Raw genomic sequence first — 19932 nt, forward strand, 5'->3', positions numbered from 1 at the left:
TTTCTTCTATTAGAAATTTTTATTAACGGCTTCCATATTGCTTTTGACCGCTATTCTATTATCGAAAACGAAGCAATCTCCTATCCATTTTGAGTCGGAAGAAGTTCCGCATTCTTGAAGATATCTTATAATTCCGCCATCTAGATGAAACACATTGTGAAATCCTTTCATTTTAAGGTACGATGTGGTCTTTTCACATCTTACACCTCCAGTGCAGTACATTGCGATTGCATTATCCTTGTCAAGTGTGGCGACATAATCATCAAGCCAGTGAAAGAATTCTGAGAAATTTTCCACTTTTGGATCTATTGCATCTTTAAAAATGCCGACGCAAGTCTCGTAGCTATTTCTAGTATCTATAAGCTTTGTGTGCTTATCATCAAGTAGTGCATTCCATTCACGAAATTTTAAGTAGGTACCTGGAGAAAATGGTATATCATCAATTCCTCTTACTGTAATAATTTGAGGCTTGATTTTTACCTTCAACTTTTCAAATGGATGAGAATGAGAGTAATTTATTTTATAATCCATAGCATGTCTCGTGATTTTTGAGATCTCGTCTAAAACTTGTGCCTCTCTCTCAGAAGACACGGAAATAGTCGCATTCAATCCTTCTTCAGCTATCAGTATAGTGCCTTTCACATTATTTTTTGTCAGCAAATCCTTTAGTTGTGTTTGTATTTCTACCGTATTTGCGATGCGGAAGAATTTATAAAATGTTGCTATTGAGAATTGTGACATTTCAGAAAAAGACTGATAACTCCAGTAAGCTTTGTCTAGCACATACCTGTAATAATCTCAACTATAAGACTCAACTTAAATGCCTATTTTCAATATGGCTTGTATTTTTTCCGTAAATTGTTTAAATTTCGATCACTAAAATTTTGGTCGTATATATGATAAACAGAAAGCGCAGAGCCGCAAGAACTAGAGTGAGAATGAAGCTGCACAACAAATCGAATAGAATGAGAATGACGGTCTTTATATCGAATTGCCACATTTATTCTCAAGTGATTGACGATACAAGTGGTAACGTGTTACTTGCAGCATCTACTTTGAGTATGAAAGCAGATTCCTCCAGTAAGCCAAATTATTCGAATGCTGCATGTGCGGTGCGGCTAGGACAGGAAATAGCGAAAAAATGTAAAGAGGCGAGTATAGAAAAGATAATATTCGATAAGGGCGCGAAGCGATACCATGGCGTTGTGAAAGCTTTTGCTGAGAGTGCACGTAGCAGCGGATTAGATTTTTAGTTTTATATGTTTTCTCTAAAAAACAGAAGAGTACTGTTGACTGGCGCTACGGGAGGTATAGGGCAAGCGGTTACGAAATCTCTAATCGAAAGAGGAGCACTTGTAGTTGGCAGTGGTACCGCTAGCAATCATACTCTTCTTCTAGAGATGGAAAAGACATATAATGGACAATTTAAAGGCATACAATGCGATTTAAGTGTTCCTTTTAGTGAAATCGATTTTTTTTTAAAAGAAGCAGAGAAAAAAGCGGAAGGTACGTTCGATACGTTAATATATAATGCCGGAGTTACTGCGGATAAATTAGCCTTACGTATGACTGAAAAAAATTGGATGGACGTAATTACCGTGAACCTTACGGCAGCATTTTTATGCTGTAAAGCTGTATTGCCAGAGATGATGAAAAGTCGATTTGGTAGGATAATAGTAACGTCATCGATAGTAGGCTTTACTGGAAATGTAGGGCAAGCAAATTATACTGCAAGCAAAGCTGGTATGATTGGCTTAATGAAGACATTTGCCTTGGAAGCAGCTGGTAGAAATGTTACCGTAAATGCGGTAGCACCTGGATTCATTAACACTAAAATGACTGAAAAAATTCCTGAGGAGGTAAAACAAGAATTCTTAAAACGCATACCTCTAGGAAAATTTGGAGAGCCTGAAGACGTAGCCTCTGCTATAGTATTTCTCGCTTCGAGTGAAGCGCATTACATTACGGGAAGTACTCTGCATGTAAATGGTGGATTGTATATGTAATACATTCGTTTCTTTTTGTAGTTGCTATATTATTGTTTGACACAAGAAACAGAAAGTGTATTAAATTGGTTGAAATGTTACTCACCTAAATACAAGAAATTATGAATGAGAGATTACGTTTCACAGCTTATGGAGGTTTATTTAAGCGTTTCTTTAGCTTAAGTAAGGTAGAATTTTGGAAATTGATGATAAGCGGCTTGCTGTTCTTTCTCATCATTTCTTCTTACACGATAGTCAAAGAACTGCAAAATATAGTTTTTCCAGCTTTTTTAGGTATAGATAAGGTTCCGCTCGCAAAGCTGATCACACTGCTTTCATTACTTCCCGCTGCTTTGGTAGATGCTTACCTCGTAGATCGTGTACGTAGATCAACTTTACTAGTTATATATTTAGCAATATGGGTGATAATAGGACTGTATATGTCGTTCGGTTTACCACTAAATTCTCTTAATTTGTCATCCACAAAGGTTACTCTGACTACCTTTCAAAGTTCTACTATATGGGCATTTTTCTTGTTTGTAGAAGGCTATACAGTATTCTTGATGTCAACTTTTTGGTCATTTACTAATTCTATTAGCAATCCGAAAAGTGCAAAGCATACGTATGGCTTCATAGTAGCATCGTCGAAATTAGGAGGAATGCTGACAGCAATTCTAGCATGGGCACTGTTCTCCACATCCATAGGATTAGGATTTAGTACAATAGGGAAACTAAAGTTATTGATGATACTTGCTGTATCGTTGCTTGCGATTGCTTTGTTTATCATTTATCTTGCGATGGAATACTTGCCGTCTGATGTCTTCAAAGGATATCATAATGTCGCAATTACAGAAGAGAAAGTGCAAAAAACGGGTATATTTAATGGCATCAAGCTTCTGTTCGTCAATAGATATGTGTTCGGTATATTTGTGTTAATGCTGTGTACAGATGCAATTAATGAAGTAGTTAATTATCAAAGGCTGAATTTTATATTTAATCAAGCAAAAAACTCTTCTGGCTTTAATGATGCAAGAATAGTGCATCTAGCTTCTTCTGCATATTCTCAGATTGCTTACATGCAGCTTACTGCATTTATATTATCGTTCTTTGTTACAAACGGATTGTTGAGATTTATAGGTGTGCGACGTTCTCTCTTTATAGTGCCGACTTTTGTAGGTATTGGCGTTACTCTCTATTTCTTAACTGGTATGCATCAGTTGATTATATATTTGTATGTGTCGTTACACGCACTTAACTATAGTCTTGGTACTCCTGTTAGAGAAAGTTTATACGTTGTTACAGATAGAGATGTGCAGGTGAAGAGTAAGTTTGTGATTGATGCATGTGCAGTTAAGTTGTCAAAATCTTTCTCTCAAGGTTTCAATTACTACAATGTACAGTATATACTCTCTACTTTCGGTAAGCGTATATCGCTTCTTGCAAATAATGTTTTTATGTTGAGTTTTTGCGCTATATGGATTTGTGCGGCTTATTTTATGGGCAAAGCGTATGAAAGTAAAAATAAAGAAAAAGCTGAATAAATGTGTGTAATCGTTTCTTTATTTACCTGCGCAGCCATTCATTACATCCTTGATGTTAATATTTAGAAAAAATTCTCTCGGTATTGCTTTATAGCGATGTGGAAAATTTGAGAATTTTCTTTCTACTTCTGCATCATACTTGATACTGTGTGCTATTTTTGTTAAATCATTAGTGGACAGGTGGTCGAGCGGTCTAAGGCTCCGGTCTTGAAAACCGGCGTACGTTATGCGTACCGTGGGTTCGAATCCCACCCTGTCCGCCGATGGAGTAGGAAGTGTATGAAGATGATGATGTTTTTATTTTCCTTCTATACGTTAAGTAGTCGCTATAGTCTTTAGTATTGCAATGACTCCCTTCTCTTTTTTCGATGATATGCGCGTAAAAAGCTTGAAGCGCTGATCTCTAGGAAGATTTTTTTCATTCTTATCGATCAATGATCGTATTTCATTTTATTTTACGATCTTATATGGCTTTTTGCAGATTTGACGAGGTATTTACTAAATACTGAAAAAAATCTATTATTAACCCTTATACTTATTAAGAAAGTGTCATGAATGGTAAATTTCACAGATATAATTTATTTCTGTGGTTCCTTTGTGCTTTTTTTTATTTCTATCAATTTATAGGAAGAATCTCTCCTATTGGCATGGCGAAGCAGTTCTCAGAAGAATTGCATCTTAAAGCAAGCGAATTTGGCCTTGTCACTTCTACCTGGTATTGGGCATATTCCATAATGCAAATCCCTATGGGTATAATGTTAGATAGAATAAAAGCGCATTATCTTTTTTTCTTTGCTGCAGTACTAGCTGGCACAAGTTCGTTATTATTCTCTTTGAGTCATACTCTTTTCTTGGCATGTATCGCGCGTTTTATGCTCGGTATTGCGGCATCTACTGGATTTATCGGCGCAATGAAGGTAGCTTCTTCGCTTTTTCCAAAGGAAAAATTACCGATATTTTCTGGCATTACTAGTGCAATAGGTACCTTTACGCCGGTATTTGGTAGCAAGCTTATTGCTGATGCAGTATTATATTACGGGTGGCGTGATTTCTGCTTATTTCTCTTTTACGTTGGTATTGCTATATCCATGGCGTTTCCACTGTTTTTTTGGAAACAGAAGCTGAAGCAAGATCGAGATGGTACTATCGATCATAATCTCCCGCTTCTAACACAGATGAGAAACGTTATAAGTGAGAGAAATGTTATTGTATTAGGTGTGCTTGGTTTAATACTGTATACTCCACTCACAGCGCTTGCTGATTTATGGGGGCCGTTAATTATCAGTTCTTTATATGAAGTAGATCAAATAAAAGCGATCAGTATCAGTAGGCTCATATATGCAGGATTTGGTATAGGCGCGCTTGGAGTAGGCTTTATACGAAAATTAGTGAACAATGTGTATTACGCTTTTTCCAGTGTGTGCGCGCTAGCATTCTGTATCATATTTGCTGTTACAGTCTTACATCAATTTATTAGTCTGACAATTCTAGGAATATTATTATTCCTACTTGGTTTCTTTTGTTCTTTAGAGTGTGTTGTTTTTTCTGAAGCAATAATTTGTGTTCAGAAAAAGCGAATAGGACTTACCTTAGGTTTTATTAATACGATGACGATGCTTGGCGGTGCAATATTACAGCCAGTAATTGGCCTTGTATTGGATTTGCTATGGCGTGGAAAAATGGAACATGGCATAAGAGAATATGGTGCATATGAGTATGGAGGCGCCATCGTGATTATTGAAATGATAATGATTGCTGGATTATGTATAGGGCTGTACTGGCAAAAAAGTTTTAGTAGAAGCGCGCAATGATGGATATGAGTTTTGTTGTAGGAGAGAGTGAGAACAATCTACGTATAGAGAAGGCTATCGTAAAGTTTGCTCAGACAAATAATTTTATACTCAATTTTAGAGATGTGTCGATTTTTCTCAGAAAAGGTCTACTTTATCATAACGAGAAAAAGGTTAAAAGATCGATGATTGTGCAAGAAGGCGATAGAATTCTTGTAAAGTACTTTCATCATCGTCATGTAGCAACGGAAAAGAAACAGATTAACGAAGAAATAGCTGAAGCATTTTTGATAAAAGTAAGAAAGAATATAATATATGACACTAAGGATTTTTTAGTTCTTAATAAGGAAGCTGGATGGGCGGTACAAGGTGGTAGTAATATTAAAGTTAGTATCGATGATATTTTGCCATTACTGGATGATAAATGCACGATGAAGTTAGTGCATAGGATAGATATGCGTACCAGTGGCGCGTTGTTAATCGCAAAAAATGGCAATTATGCGAAAGTACTAAGTGAAATGTTCGCGCAACATGAAATACGTAAAATATATATCGGAATTGTCGTGATGAATGATTTAAGTATATCAATACGCGACAATAGTGTTACTCATGATGTTATCAAATACTATGAAAAAGATAGATTGAAGCAGCGAGATGCCATAACAAAGCATAAAGTATTATGCCGTTCGCCAGAGGCTAATATTATGCTTATGCAATTTGAAATAGAAACAGGAAGAAAACATCAAGTACGGATTCATGCGATGAATGCAGGTATGCCGATTTTAGGTGATGAGAAATACGGTAGGCGTAAAAAAATTCTTGCACAAGGGCATATACATGATGAGATGTTTCTGCATTCTTATAGGGTACAGTTCGAGTATAAAAATGATAAAGTGGATGTAATAGCTCCTCTTCCGACTCATTTTATTGAGATGTGTAATGAGTATTTTCCTTCAATATCAATAAAGAACAGAATGTTCGAAAACTGATAATAAGCTTCGATAAAGTCGCGAAAGAAGTTCACTAATCGCATTGCTACTTCTGAAATAGTGGCGCAAGTGAAGTTCTATAATTTACAGATCATATCTCATGGTTCATAATATCGTCATACCGATCCTTATATTTCTGTATCGCATTTAAATTTATAAAAATTTTCTTCTTAAAGATGCAAAATGCTTCTTCCCGCTTTCTTAAGGCACTCTTCATTTGGGGGATAGGGTGCTTTTTTTATTTCTATCAGTTCATAGGTAGGATTATACCTAGTATTACCTCAGAGCAATTAATGCATGATCTCAATTTATCTGCTTCCGCTTTTGCTGTTTCATCATCTTCTTGGTACATAGCATATGCGATTGCACAGTTGCCGCTTGGCTTATTGCTAGATGTTTATAATCCAAAAAGAGTGATGTCACTCTCATGCCTTATTATTGCGCTTGGCTCTTATGTTGTTGCAGTATCTCACTCTTATCATGTACTTGCACTTGGTCGTGTATTAATGGGTATAGGCTCTTCCGGTGCTTTAATCAGTACTATGAAAATATCGAGACTGCTTTTTTCTCCTGCAATGTTTCCTGTAGCAAGCAGTACTACTATAGCAATAGGCGTTTTAGCGCCTATTTTCTGCAATCTTTTTGCATCTGATACAATTGCTATTATAGGGTGGCGCATGTCGTTTCTTTATACTGCAATTCTAGGTATTGTACTTTCTTTTATTATGGCGTTGTTTGTTCAAACTCCAGCTTCCGATAATGAGAAAAAATCTGCGATGTGTGGTAAGGTGTTAAAAAATCCGGAGTTAATTGCTATAGGTGTTATTGCGCTCATACTCTATTCAATTGTTTCAGCTATAGGAGATATGTGGGGTGCTACTTTTTTTACTGTGGTATTTGATATTTCTCCTATGAGTGGACAATTTGTAAATATCATGATCTATATTGGTTATTCTATTGGATGTTTTCTTATAGGTTGGATTGTAAATAAAATTGATAGCATCTATTTGGTCCACTTTATATCTTCTGCGGCAATTGCGGTAATATTAGGATGCTTGAGCTTTTGTAGTTTCGATATAGATTTAGTTTCAGCATCACTACTAATGTTTTTTATAGGAATTTTAGCATCTTCGAAAGTTCTCACCTTTACGCAGTCTGTGCTTATTGCTGATAAAAGTAGTACTGGTACTGCTATTGCTCTTGTAAATTGTATGACGATGCTTGGCGGCACACTATGTCAATCTGGTATAGGCATTATTATGGATATGACGTGGAATGGTGCGGTAAGCGAAAATGGACGTAGAATATATGCAGTAAAAGATTATAAAGCTGGCTTATCTTTCATTTTTCTTCTCTTCATACTATCTGCATGCCTTTCCTTATACTTTTTGAAGAAAAACAACAGAAATCGCAAAGTTAGTTAAGAACTTTTTCTATCTCACTGCATCCCTTTACGTGTTGTATATTCATTATATTGATGATGCTTAATATAATGTTCTTAGCTACAGGGCCAGCAGTAATACTACCAGTAGTAATATAGTGGTTATATGCGTTCTTTTTAGGATGTCTTATAGCTACGTATATTGCATACTTAGGCTTATTGCATGGAAAAATGCTGAAAAAGTATCCGTTATTCATGTTTTTACTGTATTTTCCGTGTTGCAGTACCTCTGCTGTACCGCTTTTGCCGCCAATACAGTAGCCTTCTATCGCGAATTTTTTCGTCGCTGAACTATTAATAACGTAATGTAATAAGTATTGCATTTTTTTTACTGTATCCGATTTTAATACCCTCACTTTTTTTACAGTCTGTTTCTCGTTTCTTATAAATTGAGGAGAAATGAGAAAACCGCCGTTGATAGTACTAGCAAGAGCGGTAATTGCATGAAGTGGAGTGACTGCTATTCCATAGCCGTAACTCATCGTGATGAGAGAAGCATAATTCCACTTAGCAAGCGGTGGAAAGAGTGGAGTAGTTACTTCAGGAAAGTCAGATTCTACTTTTTCTAATAATTTGAATTTTCGAAAATATTCTATCTGCTGTTTTATGCCAAATCTGTTTGCTATTGTACCGATACCAATATTGGATGAGTAAGCTAGTACTTGTGCAGTTGATATGATTGGACTTTTCATCATGTAATCCGTAATGGTAAAACGACCTATCGTTAGCGGCTGTGAAACGTGAAATTTTTCATTCAAAGAAACTGAATTAGTATCTAATCCTATTGCCATACTTAAAACCTTAAAAGTAGAGCCCATTTCCATTACGGACATTGAAGCTTTATTAAAAGTTGCATCTTGATCAGCGTACTGCGAAGCATTAGGATTAAAATCCGGAATACTTACTGAGGCTAATATTTCTCCATTTGTTACATCCATAACTATTGCTGTACCTGATTCTGCTTCGTTGAGTGTTATGCCGTTAGAAAGTGCATGATGTGCTGCGCCTTGTATTCTAATATCAATATTAGTGTACAGTTCTTTTGCCTCGGAATATTGCGGTATTTCGAGTATTTTTTCCAATCCTGCTAACGCATTATTGTCTAGATCAACATAGCCTACTACATGAGAAGATATCTCAGAATGAGGATAAAAACGTTTTATATCTTTAATGCAGTATAAGCCTGATAGTCCTAATTCTCTTATTTTATGCTCTTCAGCAGGAGAAATATGCCTTTTAAGCCACATAAATGTACTTTTATTGTTGATATGTTTCTCTATCTTTTTATCTAAATCTTTAAATTCGAAAGATGAAAGTTTAGTGATAAATTCATTTATATCTAGTATTTCCTGAGGATTGGCATAGATAGAATATGTATGTAAATTAGTTGCGAGTATCGCACCGTTTCTGTCTTTTATAGGAGGCTTGATTTTATTAGTATAACGAGAAGTGATTTCGTGATTGTCGAAGTGCTTTGAAAAGGCGATGAAGAGCAATTTGCAAATTATTGCACAGTAAAACGCTAATATAATACCTAAGGCTATAAGTATCCTTTGAGTTTTAGAAAGCATTTAGATGATTTTTTTATATCCAAGTATATGTATAATCAGCGATATAGTAGTGTTTCTGAGAATAATGAGCAAGAATTTGGTATGCGATTTAAAAAAATGCTGCTAATTCATGTTGACTACTTACTATACTGCGTGTATAAAGTGATCTTGCTGTCGTATAGGCAGTGCGTATCATAGAAGTAAAGAAAAGAGAGACGGTAAGTAATTTTTGAGCGTACAGATGTATAAGGTTCAAAACGTGAGAGTTTGATCCTGGCTCAGAGTGAACGCTAGCGGCGGGCTTAACACATGCAAGTCGAGCGGAGAGGCTAAAAAATGCTTTGTAGTGCTTGCACTACGAAGTATTTCTTAGAATTTTAGCGGCAGACGGGTGAGTAATACATGGGAATCTACCTTGTAGCGTGGGATAACAGAGGGAAACTTCTGCTAATACCGCATACAACCGAGAGGTAAAAGGCAGCAATGTCACTACAAGATGAGCCCTTGCAAGATTAGCTAGTTGGTAAGGTAATGGCTTACCAAGGCTACGATCTTTAGTTGGTCTGAGAGGATGATCAGCCACACTGGAACTGAGACACGGTCCAGACTCCTACGGGAGGCAGCAGTGGGGAATATTGGACAATGGGCGAAAGCCTGATCCAGCAACGCCGCGTGAGTGATGAAGGCCTTAGGGTTGTAAAGCTCTTTTGGTAGGGATGATAATGACAGTACCTACAGAAAAAGCCCCGGCTAACTTCGTGCCAGCAGCCGCGGTAATACGAAGGGGGCTAGCGTTACTCGGAATTACTGGGCATAAAGCGTGTGCAGGCTGATCAAAAAGTCGAAAGTGAAATCCTTGAGCTTAACTCAAGAACTGCTTCCGATACTGTTGATCTTGAATAACAGAGGGGACAACGGAATTCCTAGTGTAGGGGTGAAATCCGTAGATATTAGGAGGAACACCGATGGCGAAAGCGGTTGTCTGGCTGATTATTGACGCTGTTACACGAAAGCGTGGGGAGCAAACAGGATTAGATACCCTGGTAGTCCACGCAGTAAACGATGAGTGCTGGGTGTCGGATTTTATATTCGGTGCCGAAGCTAATGCGTTAAGCACTCCGCCTGGGGAGTACGGTCGCAAGACTAAAACTTAAAGGAATTGACGGGGACCCGCACAAGCGGTGGAACATGTGGTTTAATTCGATGCTACGCGAAAGACCTTACCAAGTCTTGATGGTGATCATAAGCTATCCAAGAAACTGGATAGTGCATTTAGTTGGATCATCACAGGTGTTGCATGGCTGTCGTCAGCTCGTGTCGTGAGATGTTGGGTTAAGTCCCGCAACGAGCGCAACCCTTATCCTTAGTTGCCAACAGTTTGGCTGGGAACTCTAAGGAGACTGCTGATGATAAATCAGAGGAAGGTGGGGATGATGTCAAGTCAGCATGGCCCTTATGACTTGGGCAACACACGTGTTACAATGGCGATTACAGAAGGCTGCAACAGGGTGACCTAGAGCTAATCCTTAAAAATCGCCTCAGTTCGGATTGTATCCTGCAACTCGGATACATGAAGTTGGAATCGCTAGTAATCGCGGATCAGCATGCCGCGGTGAATACGTTCTCGGGTCTTGTACACACTGCCCGTCACGCCATGGGAGTCGATTTTGCCTTAAGTATGTGAGCTAACCGCAAGGACGCAGCATACCAAGGTAGGGTTGGTGACTGAGGTAAAGTCGTAACAAGGTAGCCGTAGGAGAACCTGCGGCTGGATTACTTTACAGTATAAAAAATTATATAAAATTCGTATATCTCTGCTTCTAAAAGCTTATTGTCTCTCTTTTCTTTGCTTTCTTGTGCTTCATTCATAGCACTTCTTCCTTAGTAGCAAGTTCATCGCTGCTTTTCGGCATGCTTCATTTATCTGAGGTCTCTATTAGCTGCTACTATCGTCTCCTCATATGACGTTCAGTAGTTTTCTTTAATCTTTGGTAATGGACGTAAAGCTATAGAAGCGAGGAAAAATACTCTGAGTAAATTGTATTACTGCCATACTGTATTTACTTATCTACTTATCAGTTCACTCATTATTATACTTGGAATAAGACACTACTTTTGATGAAGGCGATAACATCGTTTATCATTGATAAAAAAACTTCGAATAGAGAAGAATTTACTCTTAGAAGGCTTTTTACAGTCTTTTGATGCTACTTTTTTACGATAATAATTGCTCTAACGATAACGCAACTTCTACCATTTTCTTTTCATTCATATGGTTTGCAATAATTTGTAGTCCTACTGGCAATCCCGATTCTTTACAAGGGTAAGTTGGAAGACTCATGCATGGTAGTCCCGCTAAACTTGGAGGGATAGTCAGAACATCATTCATATACATTTCGAATGGTGAAAGTTCGACATTTATAGGAAATGCTACATTAGTAGTAGTAGGAGATACTATAACATCGACTGTTTGAAAGATGCTATTAAATTGATCAAACAGCATTCTTCTTATTTTTTGTGCTTTTAAGTAATATGCATCGTATTCTTTACTAGATAATACAAATACACCCATTAGCAATCGTCTTTTTACTTCTTCTCCGAGATACTTGCCTCTATGCATACTAATACTCTCATGAAAGTCTCCGGTATTTTGGAGAGGAGTGCCATACCTTACCCCATCATATCTAGCTAAATTTGATGAAGCTTCAGCAGGTGCTATGATATAGTACACAGGTAGTGCATATTCCATTAATGGTAGAGATATTTCTATTAGTTTTGCGCCACTTGATTCAAGTTTATTCATTGTTTTTTGATAGCTAGAGGAAACGCCTTCACTCATCTTAAATCCTATTTTTTCAAGATTGAAGAAGCCGATCTTGACTCCTTTCATATCAATAGCTTGTAAAGTGCTAAGATTATTTTTTTCACTTTGAATAGAAGTATGATCACGAGCATCGTACCCCATTATTGTATCCAGCATTAACGCTGCGCACTTTGTAGAAGTACCAAAAACTGCTGGCTGATCTAGAGAGCTAGCAAATGATATCATACCGTATCTTGAACATGTGCCATATGTAGGCTTTATACCTACAATGCCGCACAATGATGCAGGCTGTCTTACAGAGCCTCCTGTATCGCTTCCAAGCGAAATAGGTACAATGCCACTGCTTACAGCGACAGCAGAACCTCCAGAAGATCCTCCAGCTGTAAGTTTTTGAGATAATTTTCTTTTATCTTGTAATAGATTAATGGTAGCACCGTATATTGAATAAGTCGTAGATGAGCCCATTGCAAATTCATCCATATTAGTTTTTCCTAGTGGAATGCAGCCCGCATCTAAAAGCTTTTGTGTTACAGCGGATTCATAAGGTGGTATAAAGTCCTTTAAAATTGCCGAACAGGCAGTTGTTTTGATATTTTTTGTACAATACAGATCCTTTATTGCTATAGGAATGCCATCAAGCGGTTTACTTCTTCCTTCTCTTATCCGCTTCTCAGCTTCTTCAGCTAACGAAAGCGCAATGGCAGAGGTGATTTCGCAAAAAAAATTGTATTCACGATTCAGAAGCTTCAGATGTTGAAGACGTTCTGTAATAAGTGCTACAGGAGATACATCTCCGCTTTTTAGCTTCGACAGAAGCGCGCTAACGGATAAACATTTTGTCACAATTATATCTCAATCTACAGAGTACGAATTATTTAAATAGTATGAGTAAAGCCAATAGCAATGCAAATAATCCTAATGCTTCAACCATTGCGCCACCTATAAAAGCAGCTTTTAACATATCACCGTAAGCTGAAGGATTACGCGCTGTACCGTTAATCAGAGCGGCAAAGATCAAGCCTAATCCGATAGCAGCACCAAGTAACCCAAAACAAGCTAATCCGATACCAACAGGTTCCATATAAACTCTCGTAAACGTGTAAAAATCTCAACATCAGTGTAATCAATCTAAATATCTTCTTCAATTCGTTTTTTTATAAAAATATAGAAAGCGCCGTTTCCTCCGTCTTTCTGTGTAGCTACGGTATACTGTTTTACATATTGTTTTATCTCATGAAAAGTAATCCAGTAGTAAAACAACTCTCTAAGTATGCCACGTTTACAAGATTCTGCATCATTAATAGACTTTCCCTTACCACCTGTAATGAGTAATAAAAACCTTTCTCCGCTAAGATACATACTCTTTACAAGTGAAAGAAAAGCTTCATATGCTTCGTCTCTCTTCATACCGTGCAGATCGAGCACTTTATCAAAGATGATATTTTCCCTGAATACTTCTTGTGACTTCCTACCATTCGAACATTGTACTTTCGAAATTTCATCTCGCTTCTTCTCTTTTTTCACTGAGATAATTCCTGCGCAGAACTCTCTCCACACACGTTCGCACTCATCGTGTATTTTCATGATATAATCAACGGTGCTTACATTTCACTATGTTATGAGCATTTTTCCTCTGCGATAAAAAAAGCTTTTAACTTTACTAATGCTTCTTTTTCTATCTGTCTTACTCTCTCTGCGGAAATATTATGCTTCGTAGCGACATCATTTAAGGTTAAGGTATGTTCTGCTAAAAATCTGTCTTCTATGATACTAGCCTCTCTCGAAGAAAGTTGTGAGAGACCTGTCTTCAATACTTGGAGTTTAGTACTAGATTCTTCTTCATGAGCAAGCAAAGCATCTATATCATACGTCGTACTATCGTTCCAAATCTCTTCATTTGTACTATTCTCAGTATTCAAAGATGGTGCGTTCAAGCTTACGATATGCTTGACATTGATAAATTCACTGTCGGTAATTTCCGCTTCACTGAGTTTTTCTCTTATTTTTGTATTTTTATAAAAGAGCCTCTTTTTTAAAGATGAGGTGCTTATTTTTAGAAGTGACCATGAACGTAAAATAAACTCTTGTATTGAAGCTTTTATCCACCACATTGCATAAGTAGCTAACTTGCAATGCATATCCATTTTGAATTTCTTTACCGCATGCATCAATCCAAGCGTACCTTCTGAAAGTAAATCCATGATTGATATTCCATAAGACTTGTACTGTGTGGCAATCTTCAACACCATCCTCATATGCGCCATTACCAATTTTTGCGCAGCTTGCACATCTCCATTTACACACCAATCATGAATGAGTGCACTCTCCTCTTCAGCGGTTAGTAATGGTATCTCTCTTATTTTTGAGATATAAGCAGACAGATTCGCTTCTTCCGAATTTAGTCGAACTACACTGCTTTTTAAGACTGTCATATCGTATAAACAATGTTTTTCCATGTAACTGTGTATAGTATAGCTGATAAAGAGAAAAAGAAGAAGAAAATTACACTTTTCTTTTTCTTTATGCTTTCAATTGCGCGTTGTTATGAACGTCTTTGACGATAGCGCCGTTTGCCATCTCTATTACTCTTGTCGCGTACTGCATGTAAGAGTCTCTATGAGTGATGAAGATAACGGTCTTTTCTTTTGCATTTTCACAAATTGCGTTTAATACCTTTTTCTCGGTAATTTTATCCATCTGAGAAGTTGCTTCATCAAAAATTATCAAATCTGTATCTTTTCGAAGTAGTGCTCTTATAAGCAGTATCATCTGTTTCTGTCCTCCGGAAAGCTTGATACCCTTTTCTCCGACAATGGAGTCATATTTTTTCTCCAATTTCTCTATATGCTCTGCTATTCCTACCATATGTGCCATTTTTATTGCATCTTCTTTACTTACTCCATAGCTTCCATATGTAATATTCTCCATAATAGTTCTATGAAATAAAGTGCTATTCTGTGTAATTATCGCCGAATATTGTAATAATTTATTATGATGTTTTGTTATGACGCTACCGCTATCCGGACTAATAATATGCAGCATTATATTTGCAAGAGTAGTTTTCCCGCTTCCAGTAGCGCCGATTATTGCTACTTTCTCCTGCTTTTTGATTGATAACTCATCCAATTTCATTACGAAATGCCCTCTTTGCAATACGATTTTTTGTAAAAATATGATGTTATCTCCGGAATCTGATGCATATGCATACGGCAACTTGGTATCATAGTCTGTGTTAGGCGCTCTTTGCAAAAGTAATGTCGACACGTCATACGTGTTGCATATTTGCCCGATATCGTTCACTGCTTGCGATATTCTACCGAGAAGTCGAGACATTTTAATAAATTCTGCCATAAACTTCCAAAGATATCCGAAGCACTTACCTATAAGGGAGAAAAATAATGCAAAATCACCGATAGTAATTACGTGATCGCGATATTGAATGAACAAAAAATAAAGTCCTCCGCAAAATACAGCAACATACCATCCAGAAAAAAAAATCATTAACGGGATAACTGTGGTTTGAAATTTTACTTCTTTTCGTATTGCTATGCTTGTCATATTAGCGATATTTTTCTTTTCATTTTTTTGAAAAGAATTCGTAATTACACACCATATATTGCTAAGTATATCGACTATTGTGCCGTGTATATTGGAAGTTGCACGCCATGCGTCATCAGCTGCTTTTACCGATATCCTTAAGTACATCGTGTTAGAGATGATAAATACGCAACTTAGTGCAAAAGAAGATAGACCTAATAAAAGGGATAGCTTTGATAGCACGCAGGATGCTATGAGAAAGAATATGCATGGAGTAATTAACCTTTCTGCTGTAGCGAAGAATTCGCTTATACCAAAAGCTAAATCTCCAACTTTCATGGAGACGGTGCCGCTAAATATATTATTGTATGACGGTAACGAAACGTGCAGTAATTGACTCATCACTCTTTCATAGCTCATTTTTTTAACGCTAGGTATGAATCTTATGTTCATTAAGTAGTGATTCAAGACGTAGTTTATGCATATTGCTGCACATACGAAAATCCACGATAAGATGTAAAATAAGGATGATTTTTGAGACTGAAAATCAGCAGAAGATACATAATTCATGATCTCCTTTAGTATTTGTGCTTGATAAGTCGATAAGCATACCCACGTTATGCAGGTAAAGAGTATGCAAGAAGCTATCTTCCATCTTTCTCTTAGCAATGGTATTGCTACCTTTATTAAGGAGATATTAGGCATTTTAAGCGATACAAGCTGCTGGAAATCAGCTAGATAATACACATGCTACGTGGAAAAGAAAATACCGTCGGCGATGGTATTGATATTGCTTAGCATGTAAGCTATTTTGCTTAGAAGAACGATTAAGCGTATAAAAGATGCTTCAGCGAGTGTCGTGGTTGTTTCGACGAAAGAAAAAAGTGCCACCGACAATTTCTATTAATGGTGTTGCTTATAATATTCCAAGTTTTGATAGAAGATTGCTTGGCTGGCTTGTAGATGTGATGCTGTTGGCATTTTTGCTAATGCCAGTGTCTGAGTTCTTATACGTGAAATTGTCTATAGCATCAGAATTGGCCAAATTTTCAGAATCTTCTGACATTACGTCTCTAGATTCATTCTTGAGTAGCGTAGGGCCGCACTTTTTAATAAAGTATGTTGCGGTTCAAGTGATAGCACTTCTTATATCAGTATTGTACTTTGTTGTATCTCTCGCCTTATATGGTAGAACTTTAGGAAAATTTGTCACTGGATGTATAGTGTTAGAAGTGGATAGTGGACAAAAAATCTCAGTACGTACTGCAATTTTGAGAACTGCACTATATCTTGTTTCAGTATTGCCGTTTTGCATTGGACTTATACTTTTTATACCGTTCTCAAAGTACGGAATGGCACTACACGATCGTTGTATGCATACTGTAGTGGTGTTGAGAGGAAAGTAGAGATAGCGATTTACTTGCTATATATCATGCTATATCATGTAATGTTAGTATGCGTTATGTAATATTAGATATGTTTTTACGTCATATACTGATCTTGCTGAGTCCACTCGCGTTCTTTGGGTATCAATTTATATTGCGACTGTGGCCGGGTCTGTTGCTGAATCACTTTATTTCGCAATTCAGTATTCCTATTGAACAGTTTGGTATTCTGAATGGCGCGTATTACTGTGGATATTCTTTGATGCAGATTCCGATTGCGATGTTACTTACAAAGTACCACGTACGGTATATACTTGCTTTTAGTGTGAAAATGGCAGGCATATGTTTTGTAATCTTTACTAATACCGACTCGTTTCTAATAGCGATTATTACAAGATTCATTACAGGTGCAGCATCAGCGTCAGCCTTTTTATGCGTATCTAAAGTTGCGATGGAGTATTTTTCTCCAGCGAATTACGGAAAAATCATAGGCTGGTCGTTTTCGATAGGACTATTAGGTGCGTTATACGGTGGTAAACCTACCGTAATGCTTATAGAATGCTATGGCATAGGAAAAGTTTCATCCGTGTTAGCAATTACATCTATTGCGATATCAACGCTTGCTCTCTTTACGCTGAGAAAATACAAGAATACTATTGATAGTACGAGAGGTAATCAAAATGTATGGAAGAGTCTAAGAGAAATGATTTCACTAGAAATTGTTGTATTAAGTATTGCCAATTTCTTGATGGTCGGTGCTCTTGAAGGTTTTGCAGACGTGTGGGGAGTGAATTATTTGATGAATGCATTTGATATGGAGAAAGGAGATGCGGCATCTATAGTCTCATTTATATTTATGGGGATGATATTTGGAGGGCCGATCTTAGCAATGCTTGGTAAAAAATGTGGCAACATTAATACCGTATTATGCTGTGCTATAACGTTATCTCTCACATTTATATGCCTCATTTTTTGTAGTGATTTGAGTCCAATTCTGCTTACAGTACTGTTTTTACTAACTGGAGTAGCGTGTTGTTATCAAGTACTTGTATTTGCAATAGGATGTGCCATTACTCATAAAGATTCTCATAATATTGCGATAGCGTTTCTTAATACTACTAATATGCTTGGGGGCTTTTACTTCCATACCGCGATAGGATATATCATAAGATTTTTTAGCCCTGCAAATATGCATTATACTACATATTCGTATAAGTGTGGAATCGCTATAATACCAATATGTGCCGTAATAAGTGTATTCATGTTGCTATTGCTGAGATTTAGTTCACTCTTTAAAAAAGCTCAATATTCATGAGATATAGTTGCTAATAACTCTTTATATTTTTAGGAAGTGCTCTATAAATAGTAAGTAAATGCGAACGTGGCGGAATGGTATACGCGCTAGACTTAGGATCTAGTGTTTCAAGACATAAGGGTTCAAGTCCCTTCGTTCGCACCAAGTGCAAGTTTTATAAAAATACGTACTATAGTAATAGAAAACTATTTCATAAATTAGTGTGATTCTTTATTCTTAATATAGAATACGGTGTGAAATGCTTTCATGAAGCAGTGTTTCGTGCAGCGCTTTGCAGTGATAGCGCTTGTGTGCATGTGCGTGTCAGTAACATGCATGATTGTGATGTGTTCTGCTACTGGTGCTACTAGTCAATCTTATAATAAAGTAAAGTATGTGGACCCTTTTAAGGGACTGTTTCTGACTGCAGGCGCAGATTTATCGATAATTCCACAATTAACTCTAAGCAAACCAATTGTAGTACGAATAGATTCTTCTGATAACAAAGTAACAGATATAAAAAATATCACGAATAGTGCTGTGAGTTTTTTTTCGCCTACTATAGGAATTGGCTACATGTTTCCTTATGAAATCGCGCTTATTGGTACTTTTAGTATAGGTGCATTAAATATTTCTAGTGATAAATTAGTGATATCCGATCAGTTTCGTATTGAGATGAGTGATTTAGAAGTAAGTCTTGTGAAGTACTTTAATTTGACAAGAATGATAAAGCCCTTCATAGGAGTATCAGTCGGTAGCACAATTCTGCAATATAGCTTACACGATCTTAGACAAGTTGATAAGAATGGAAACGTTTCAGATAAAAGAGCTATTGCATTGACAAATTTACAGGTACGGCAATCTATAGATTTTAATCAATTCACTTTTTATACAAAAGATCCAAAAACAAGCAATTCGGTATCTTCTGCTAAAGTATGCGTTGTGGAATCTGTAGGAGATACGTGTAAAGCAGTATCATATTTGGATGGCAAAAATGTTCTGAACTTCGGATATAGTGCAGGCGATGTTTCTTCTATCAATGTGCTATTAGATGAAGCGGCTAATAATGGTAATATAGAAACTGAAAAAAATAATTTCGCTTTTTTCGGTATGCAAGGAGGCGTTGCTTTTAGACATTGTAATGTGCAGCTTGAGATTTTCGGTACTGTCAGATTGCAAGATGCTAAATTAAAATTGCAACACAATCTCTTCGGTTCTTACGATGCGCAAAATAAACTAGTAAATACTTATACTTACGAAGATATAGCAAAGATGCTTGACGATAGAGGTAGATACTATGTGATACCGATGCAAAATAACGGAGAATGCAGTACGTTTGATGCAAATCAAGCATGCAATAGTCTTGATAATGATCTTTCAGATATGCCTACAGCTTTCTTACAAGGAGGACAAGCTGCCAAATTGCAGCGTTCAGCTATAAGATACTTTTTTACCGAAGAATATGAAGCAGCTACGGCAGATGTTGAAACGAATAGCCAAGCTATGATAATTGATGGAGATATTGTTCAAAATATAAGTTATGGTATTGGTGCAAGGCTTTCCGTATCATTTTAAGGTGAAGTGTAGCGGAGAAAT

The 19932-nt window shown here is 36.9% G+C and carries 17 protein-coding genes, 2 tRNA genes and 1 rRNA gene; 13 read left to right on the forward strand and 7 right to left on the reverse strand.

Going from position 1 to position 19932, the window contains the following annotated elements; translation table 11 throughout:
• Window positions 1-9 precede the first annotated feature (9 nt).
• Window positions 10-783 (reverse strand): oxygen-dependent tRNA uridine(34) hydroxylase TrhO, encoded by a 774-nt coding sequence (gene trhO / locus Fsol_RS00120; RefSeq protein ID WP_145958087.1) that lies wholly within the window; start codon window positions 781-783, stop codon window positions 10-12.
• Between the two features lie 113 nt (window positions 784-896).
• Between trhO and rplR the strand changes: the two genes are divergently transcribed.
• From rplR to Fsol_RS00155, 7 genes are all read left to right on the forward strand, one after another.
• Entirely contained in the window at window positions 897-1253 is a 357-nt protein-coding gene (gene rplR / locus Fsol_RS00125; RefSeq protein WP_108672890.1) for a 50S ribosomal protein L18, read from the forward strand.
• A gap of 6 nt (window positions 1254-1259) precedes the next feature.
• Window positions 1260-2006, forward strand: a complete 747-nt coding sequence (fabG, locus tag Fsol_RS00130; protein ID WP_108672891.1) for a 3-oxoacyl-ACP reductase FabG — start codon at window positions 1260-1262, stop codon at window positions 2004-2006.
• Window positions 2007-2107: 101 nt separating this feature from the next.
• Window positions 2108-3526: an NTP/NDP exchange transporter gene (locus Fsol_RS00135; RefSeq protein ID WP_108672892.1), complete on the forward strand. Its 1419-nt coding sequence runs from the start codon at window positions 2108-2110 to the stop codon at window positions 3524-3526.
• 174 nt (window positions 3527-3700) lie between these two features.
• Window positions 3701-3786: transfer RNA gene (locus tag Fsol_RS00140), tRNA-Ser, on the forward strand.
• Between the two features lie 291 nt (window positions 3787-4077).
• On the forward strand, window positions 4078-5337 hold the full coding sequence (locus Fsol_RS00145) for an MFS transporter (protein ID WP_108672893.1): 1260 nt from the start codon (window positions 4078-4080) through the stop codon (window positions 5335-5337).
• On the forward strand, window positions 5334-6305 hold the full coding sequence (locus tag Fsol_RS00150; RefSeq protein WP_108672894.1) for an RluA family pseudouridine synthase: 972 nt from the start codon (window positions 5334-5336) through the stop codon (window positions 6303-6305). The genes Fsol_RS00145 and Fsol_RS00150 overlap by 4 nt, the downstream gene beginning before the upstream one ends.
• Before the next feature lie 176 nt (window positions 6306-6481).
• Entirely contained in the window at window positions 6482-7729 is a 1248-nt protein-coding gene (locus Fsol_RS00155) for an MFS transporter (protein ID WP_108672895.1), read from the forward strand.
• Here the strand turns inward: Fsol_RS00155 and Fsol_RS00160 are convergent.
• Window positions 7722-9317, reverse strand: coding sequence for a peptidoglycan D,D-transpeptidase FtsI family protein (locus Fsol_RS00160; RefSeq protein WP_108672896.1), 1596 nt, complete (start codon window positions 9315-9317; stop codon window positions 7722-7724). The two genes, Fsol_RS00155 and Fsol_RS00160, sit on opposite strands and share 8 nt — an antisense overlap.
• A gap of 234 nt (window positions 9318-9551) precedes the next feature.
• Between Fsol_RS00160 and Fsol_RS00165 the strand changes: the two genes are divergently transcribed.
• Window positions 9552-11080 (forward strand): 16S ribosomal RNA (locus Fsol_RS00165).
• A gap of 431 nt (window positions 11081-11511) precedes the next feature.
• Here Fsol_RS00165 and gatA read toward each other — a convergent pair.
• The 5 genes from gatA to Fsol_RS00190 all read right to left on the reverse strand — a co-directional run bounded on the left by gatA (window position 11512) and on the right by Fsol_RS00190 (window position 15825).
• Window positions 11512-12963, reverse strand: a complete 1452-nt coding sequence (gene gatA / locus Fsol_RS00170) for an Asp-tRNA(Asn)/Glu-tRNA(Gln) amidotransferase subunit GatA (RefSeq protein ID WP_158521567.1) — start codon at window positions 12961-12963, stop codon at window positions 11512-11514.
• A gap of 28 nt (window positions 12964-12991) precedes the next feature.
• Complete coding sequence (locus Fsol_RS00175; protein WP_108672898.1) at window positions 12992-13201, reverse strand: F0F1 ATP synthase subunit C; 210 nt, start codon at window positions 13199-13201, stop codon at window positions 12992-12994.
• A gap of 47 nt (window positions 13202-13248) precedes the next feature.
• Window positions 13249-13704, reverse strand: coding sequence for a Smr/MutS family protein (locus Fsol_RS00180; protein WP_108672899.1), 456 nt, complete (start codon window positions 13702-13704; stop codon window positions 13249-13251).
• Between the two features lie 32 nt (window positions 13705-13736).
• Window positions 13737-14576, reverse strand: a complete 840-nt coding sequence (locus Fsol_RS00185; RefSeq protein ID WP_108672900.1) for a sigma-70 family RNA polymerase sigma factor — start codon at window positions 14574-14576, stop codon at window positions 13737-13739.
• A gap of 64 nt (window positions 14577-14640) precedes the next feature.
• Window positions 14641-15825: an ABC transporter ATP-binding protein gene (locus Fsol_RS00190; RefSeq protein ID WP_338140384.1), complete on the reverse strand. Its 1185-nt coding sequence runs from the start codon at window positions 15823-15825 to the stop codon at window positions 14641-14643.
• Between the two features lies 1 nt (window position 15826).
• Between Fsol_RS00190 and Fsol_RS03810 the strand changes: the two genes are divergently transcribed.
• The 5 genes from Fsol_RS03810 (at window position 15827) to Fsol_RS00210 (ending at window position 19911) form a co-directional block, all read left to right on the forward strand.
• Complete coding sequence (locus Fsol_RS03810; protein WP_338140385.1) at window positions 15827-16054, forward strand: hypothetical protein; 228 nt, start codon at window positions 15827-15829, stop codon at window positions 16052-16054.
• 445 nt (window positions 16055-16499) lie between these two features.
• Window positions 16500-17063: an RDD family protein gene (locus tag Fsol_RS00195; protein ID WP_108672902.1), complete on the forward strand. Its 564-nt coding sequence runs from the start codon at window positions 16500-16502 to the stop codon at window positions 17061-17063.
• A gap of 70 nt (window positions 17064-17133) precedes the next feature.
• The gene (locus Fsol_RS00200; protein WP_267895686.1) at window positions 17134-18357 is read left to right on the forward strand and encodes an MFS transporter; all 1224 of its coding nucleotides are present in this window, start codon (window positions 17134-17136) and stop codon (window positions 18355-18357) included.
• 60 nt (window positions 18358-18417) lie between these two features.
• Window positions 18418-18501 (forward strand) — tRNA-Leu (locus tag Fsol_RS00205).
• A 150-nt stretch (window positions 18502-18651) separates the two neighbouring features.
• Window positions 18652-19911, forward strand: a complete 1260-nt coding sequence (locus Fsol_RS00210) for a hypothetical protein (RefSeq protein WP_145958089.1) — start codon at window positions 18652-18654, stop codon at window positions 19909-19911.
• Window positions 19912-19932: the final 21 nt, after the last annotated feature.

The sequence above is a fragment of the Candidatus Fokinia solitaria genome (genome assembly GCF_003072485.1).
GTDB lineage: Bacteria > Pseudomonadota > Alphaproteobacteria > Rickettsiales > Midichloriaceae > Fokinia > Fokinia solitaria.

What these genes read in the sequence shown, in the direction of transcription:
- Fsol_RS00200 (WP_267895686.1), top strand. Translation starts at nt 17,134, where the DNA reads ATGTTTTTACGTCATATACTGATCTTGCTGAGTCCACTCGCGTTCTTT.
- fabG (WP_108672891.1), top strand. Translation starts at nt 1,260, where the DNA reads ATGTTTTCTCTAAAAAACAGAAGAGTACTGTTGACTGGCGCTACGGGA.
- rplR (WP_108672890.1), top strand. Translation starts at nt 897, where the DNA reads ATGATAAACAGAAAGCGCAGAGCCGCAAGAACTAGAGTGAGAATGAAG.
- Fsol_RS00150 (WP_108672894.1), top strand. Translation starts at nt 5,334, where the DNA reads ATGATGGATATGAGTTTTGTTGTAGGAGAGAGTGAGAACAATCTACGT.
- Fsol_RS00195 (WP_108672902.1), top strand. Translation starts at nt 16,500, where the DNA reads ATGCTTCAGCGAGTGTCGTGGTTGTTTCGACGAAAGAAAAAAGTGCCA.
- Fsol_RS00145 (WP_108672893.1), top strand. Translation starts at nt 4,078, where the DNA reads ATGAATGGTAAATTTCACAGATATAATTTATTTCTGTGGTTCCTTTGT.
- Fsol_RS00210 (WP_145958089.1), top strand. Translation starts at nt 18,652, where the DNA reads ATGTGCGTGTCAGTAACATGCATGATTGTGATGTGTTCTGCTACTGGT.
- Fsol_RS00160 (WP_108672896.1), bottom strand. Translation starts at nt 9,317, where the DNA reads ATGCTTTCTAAAACTCAAAGGATACTTATAGCCTTAGGTATTATATTA.
- Fsol_RS00190 (WP_338140384.1), bottom strand. Translation starts at nt 15,825, where the DNA reads ATGTACTTAAGGATATCGGTAAAAGCAGCTGATGACGCATGGCGTGCA.
- Fsol_RS00135 (WP_108672892.1), top strand. Translation starts at nt 2,108, where the DNA reads ATGAATGAGAGATTACGTTTCACAGCTTATGGAGGTTTATTTAAGCGT.
- Fsol_RS00180 (WP_108672899.1), bottom strand. Translation starts at nt 13,704, where the DNA reads ATGAAAATACACGATGAGTGCGAACGTGTGTGGAGAGAGTTCTGCGCA.
- Fsol_RS00155 (WP_108672895.1), top strand. Translation starts at nt 6,482, where the DNA reads ATGCAAAATGCTTCTTCCCGCTTTCTTAAGGCACTCTTCATTTGGGGG.
- Fsol_RS00175 (WP_108672898.1), bottom strand. Translation starts at nt 13,201, where the DNA reads ATGGAACCTGTTGGTATCGGATTAGCTTGTTTTGGGTTACTTGGTGCT.
- Fsol_RS00185 (WP_108672900.1), bottom strand. Translation starts at nt 14,576, where the DNA reads ATGGAAAAACATTGTTTATACGATATGACAGTCTTAAAAAGCAGTGTA.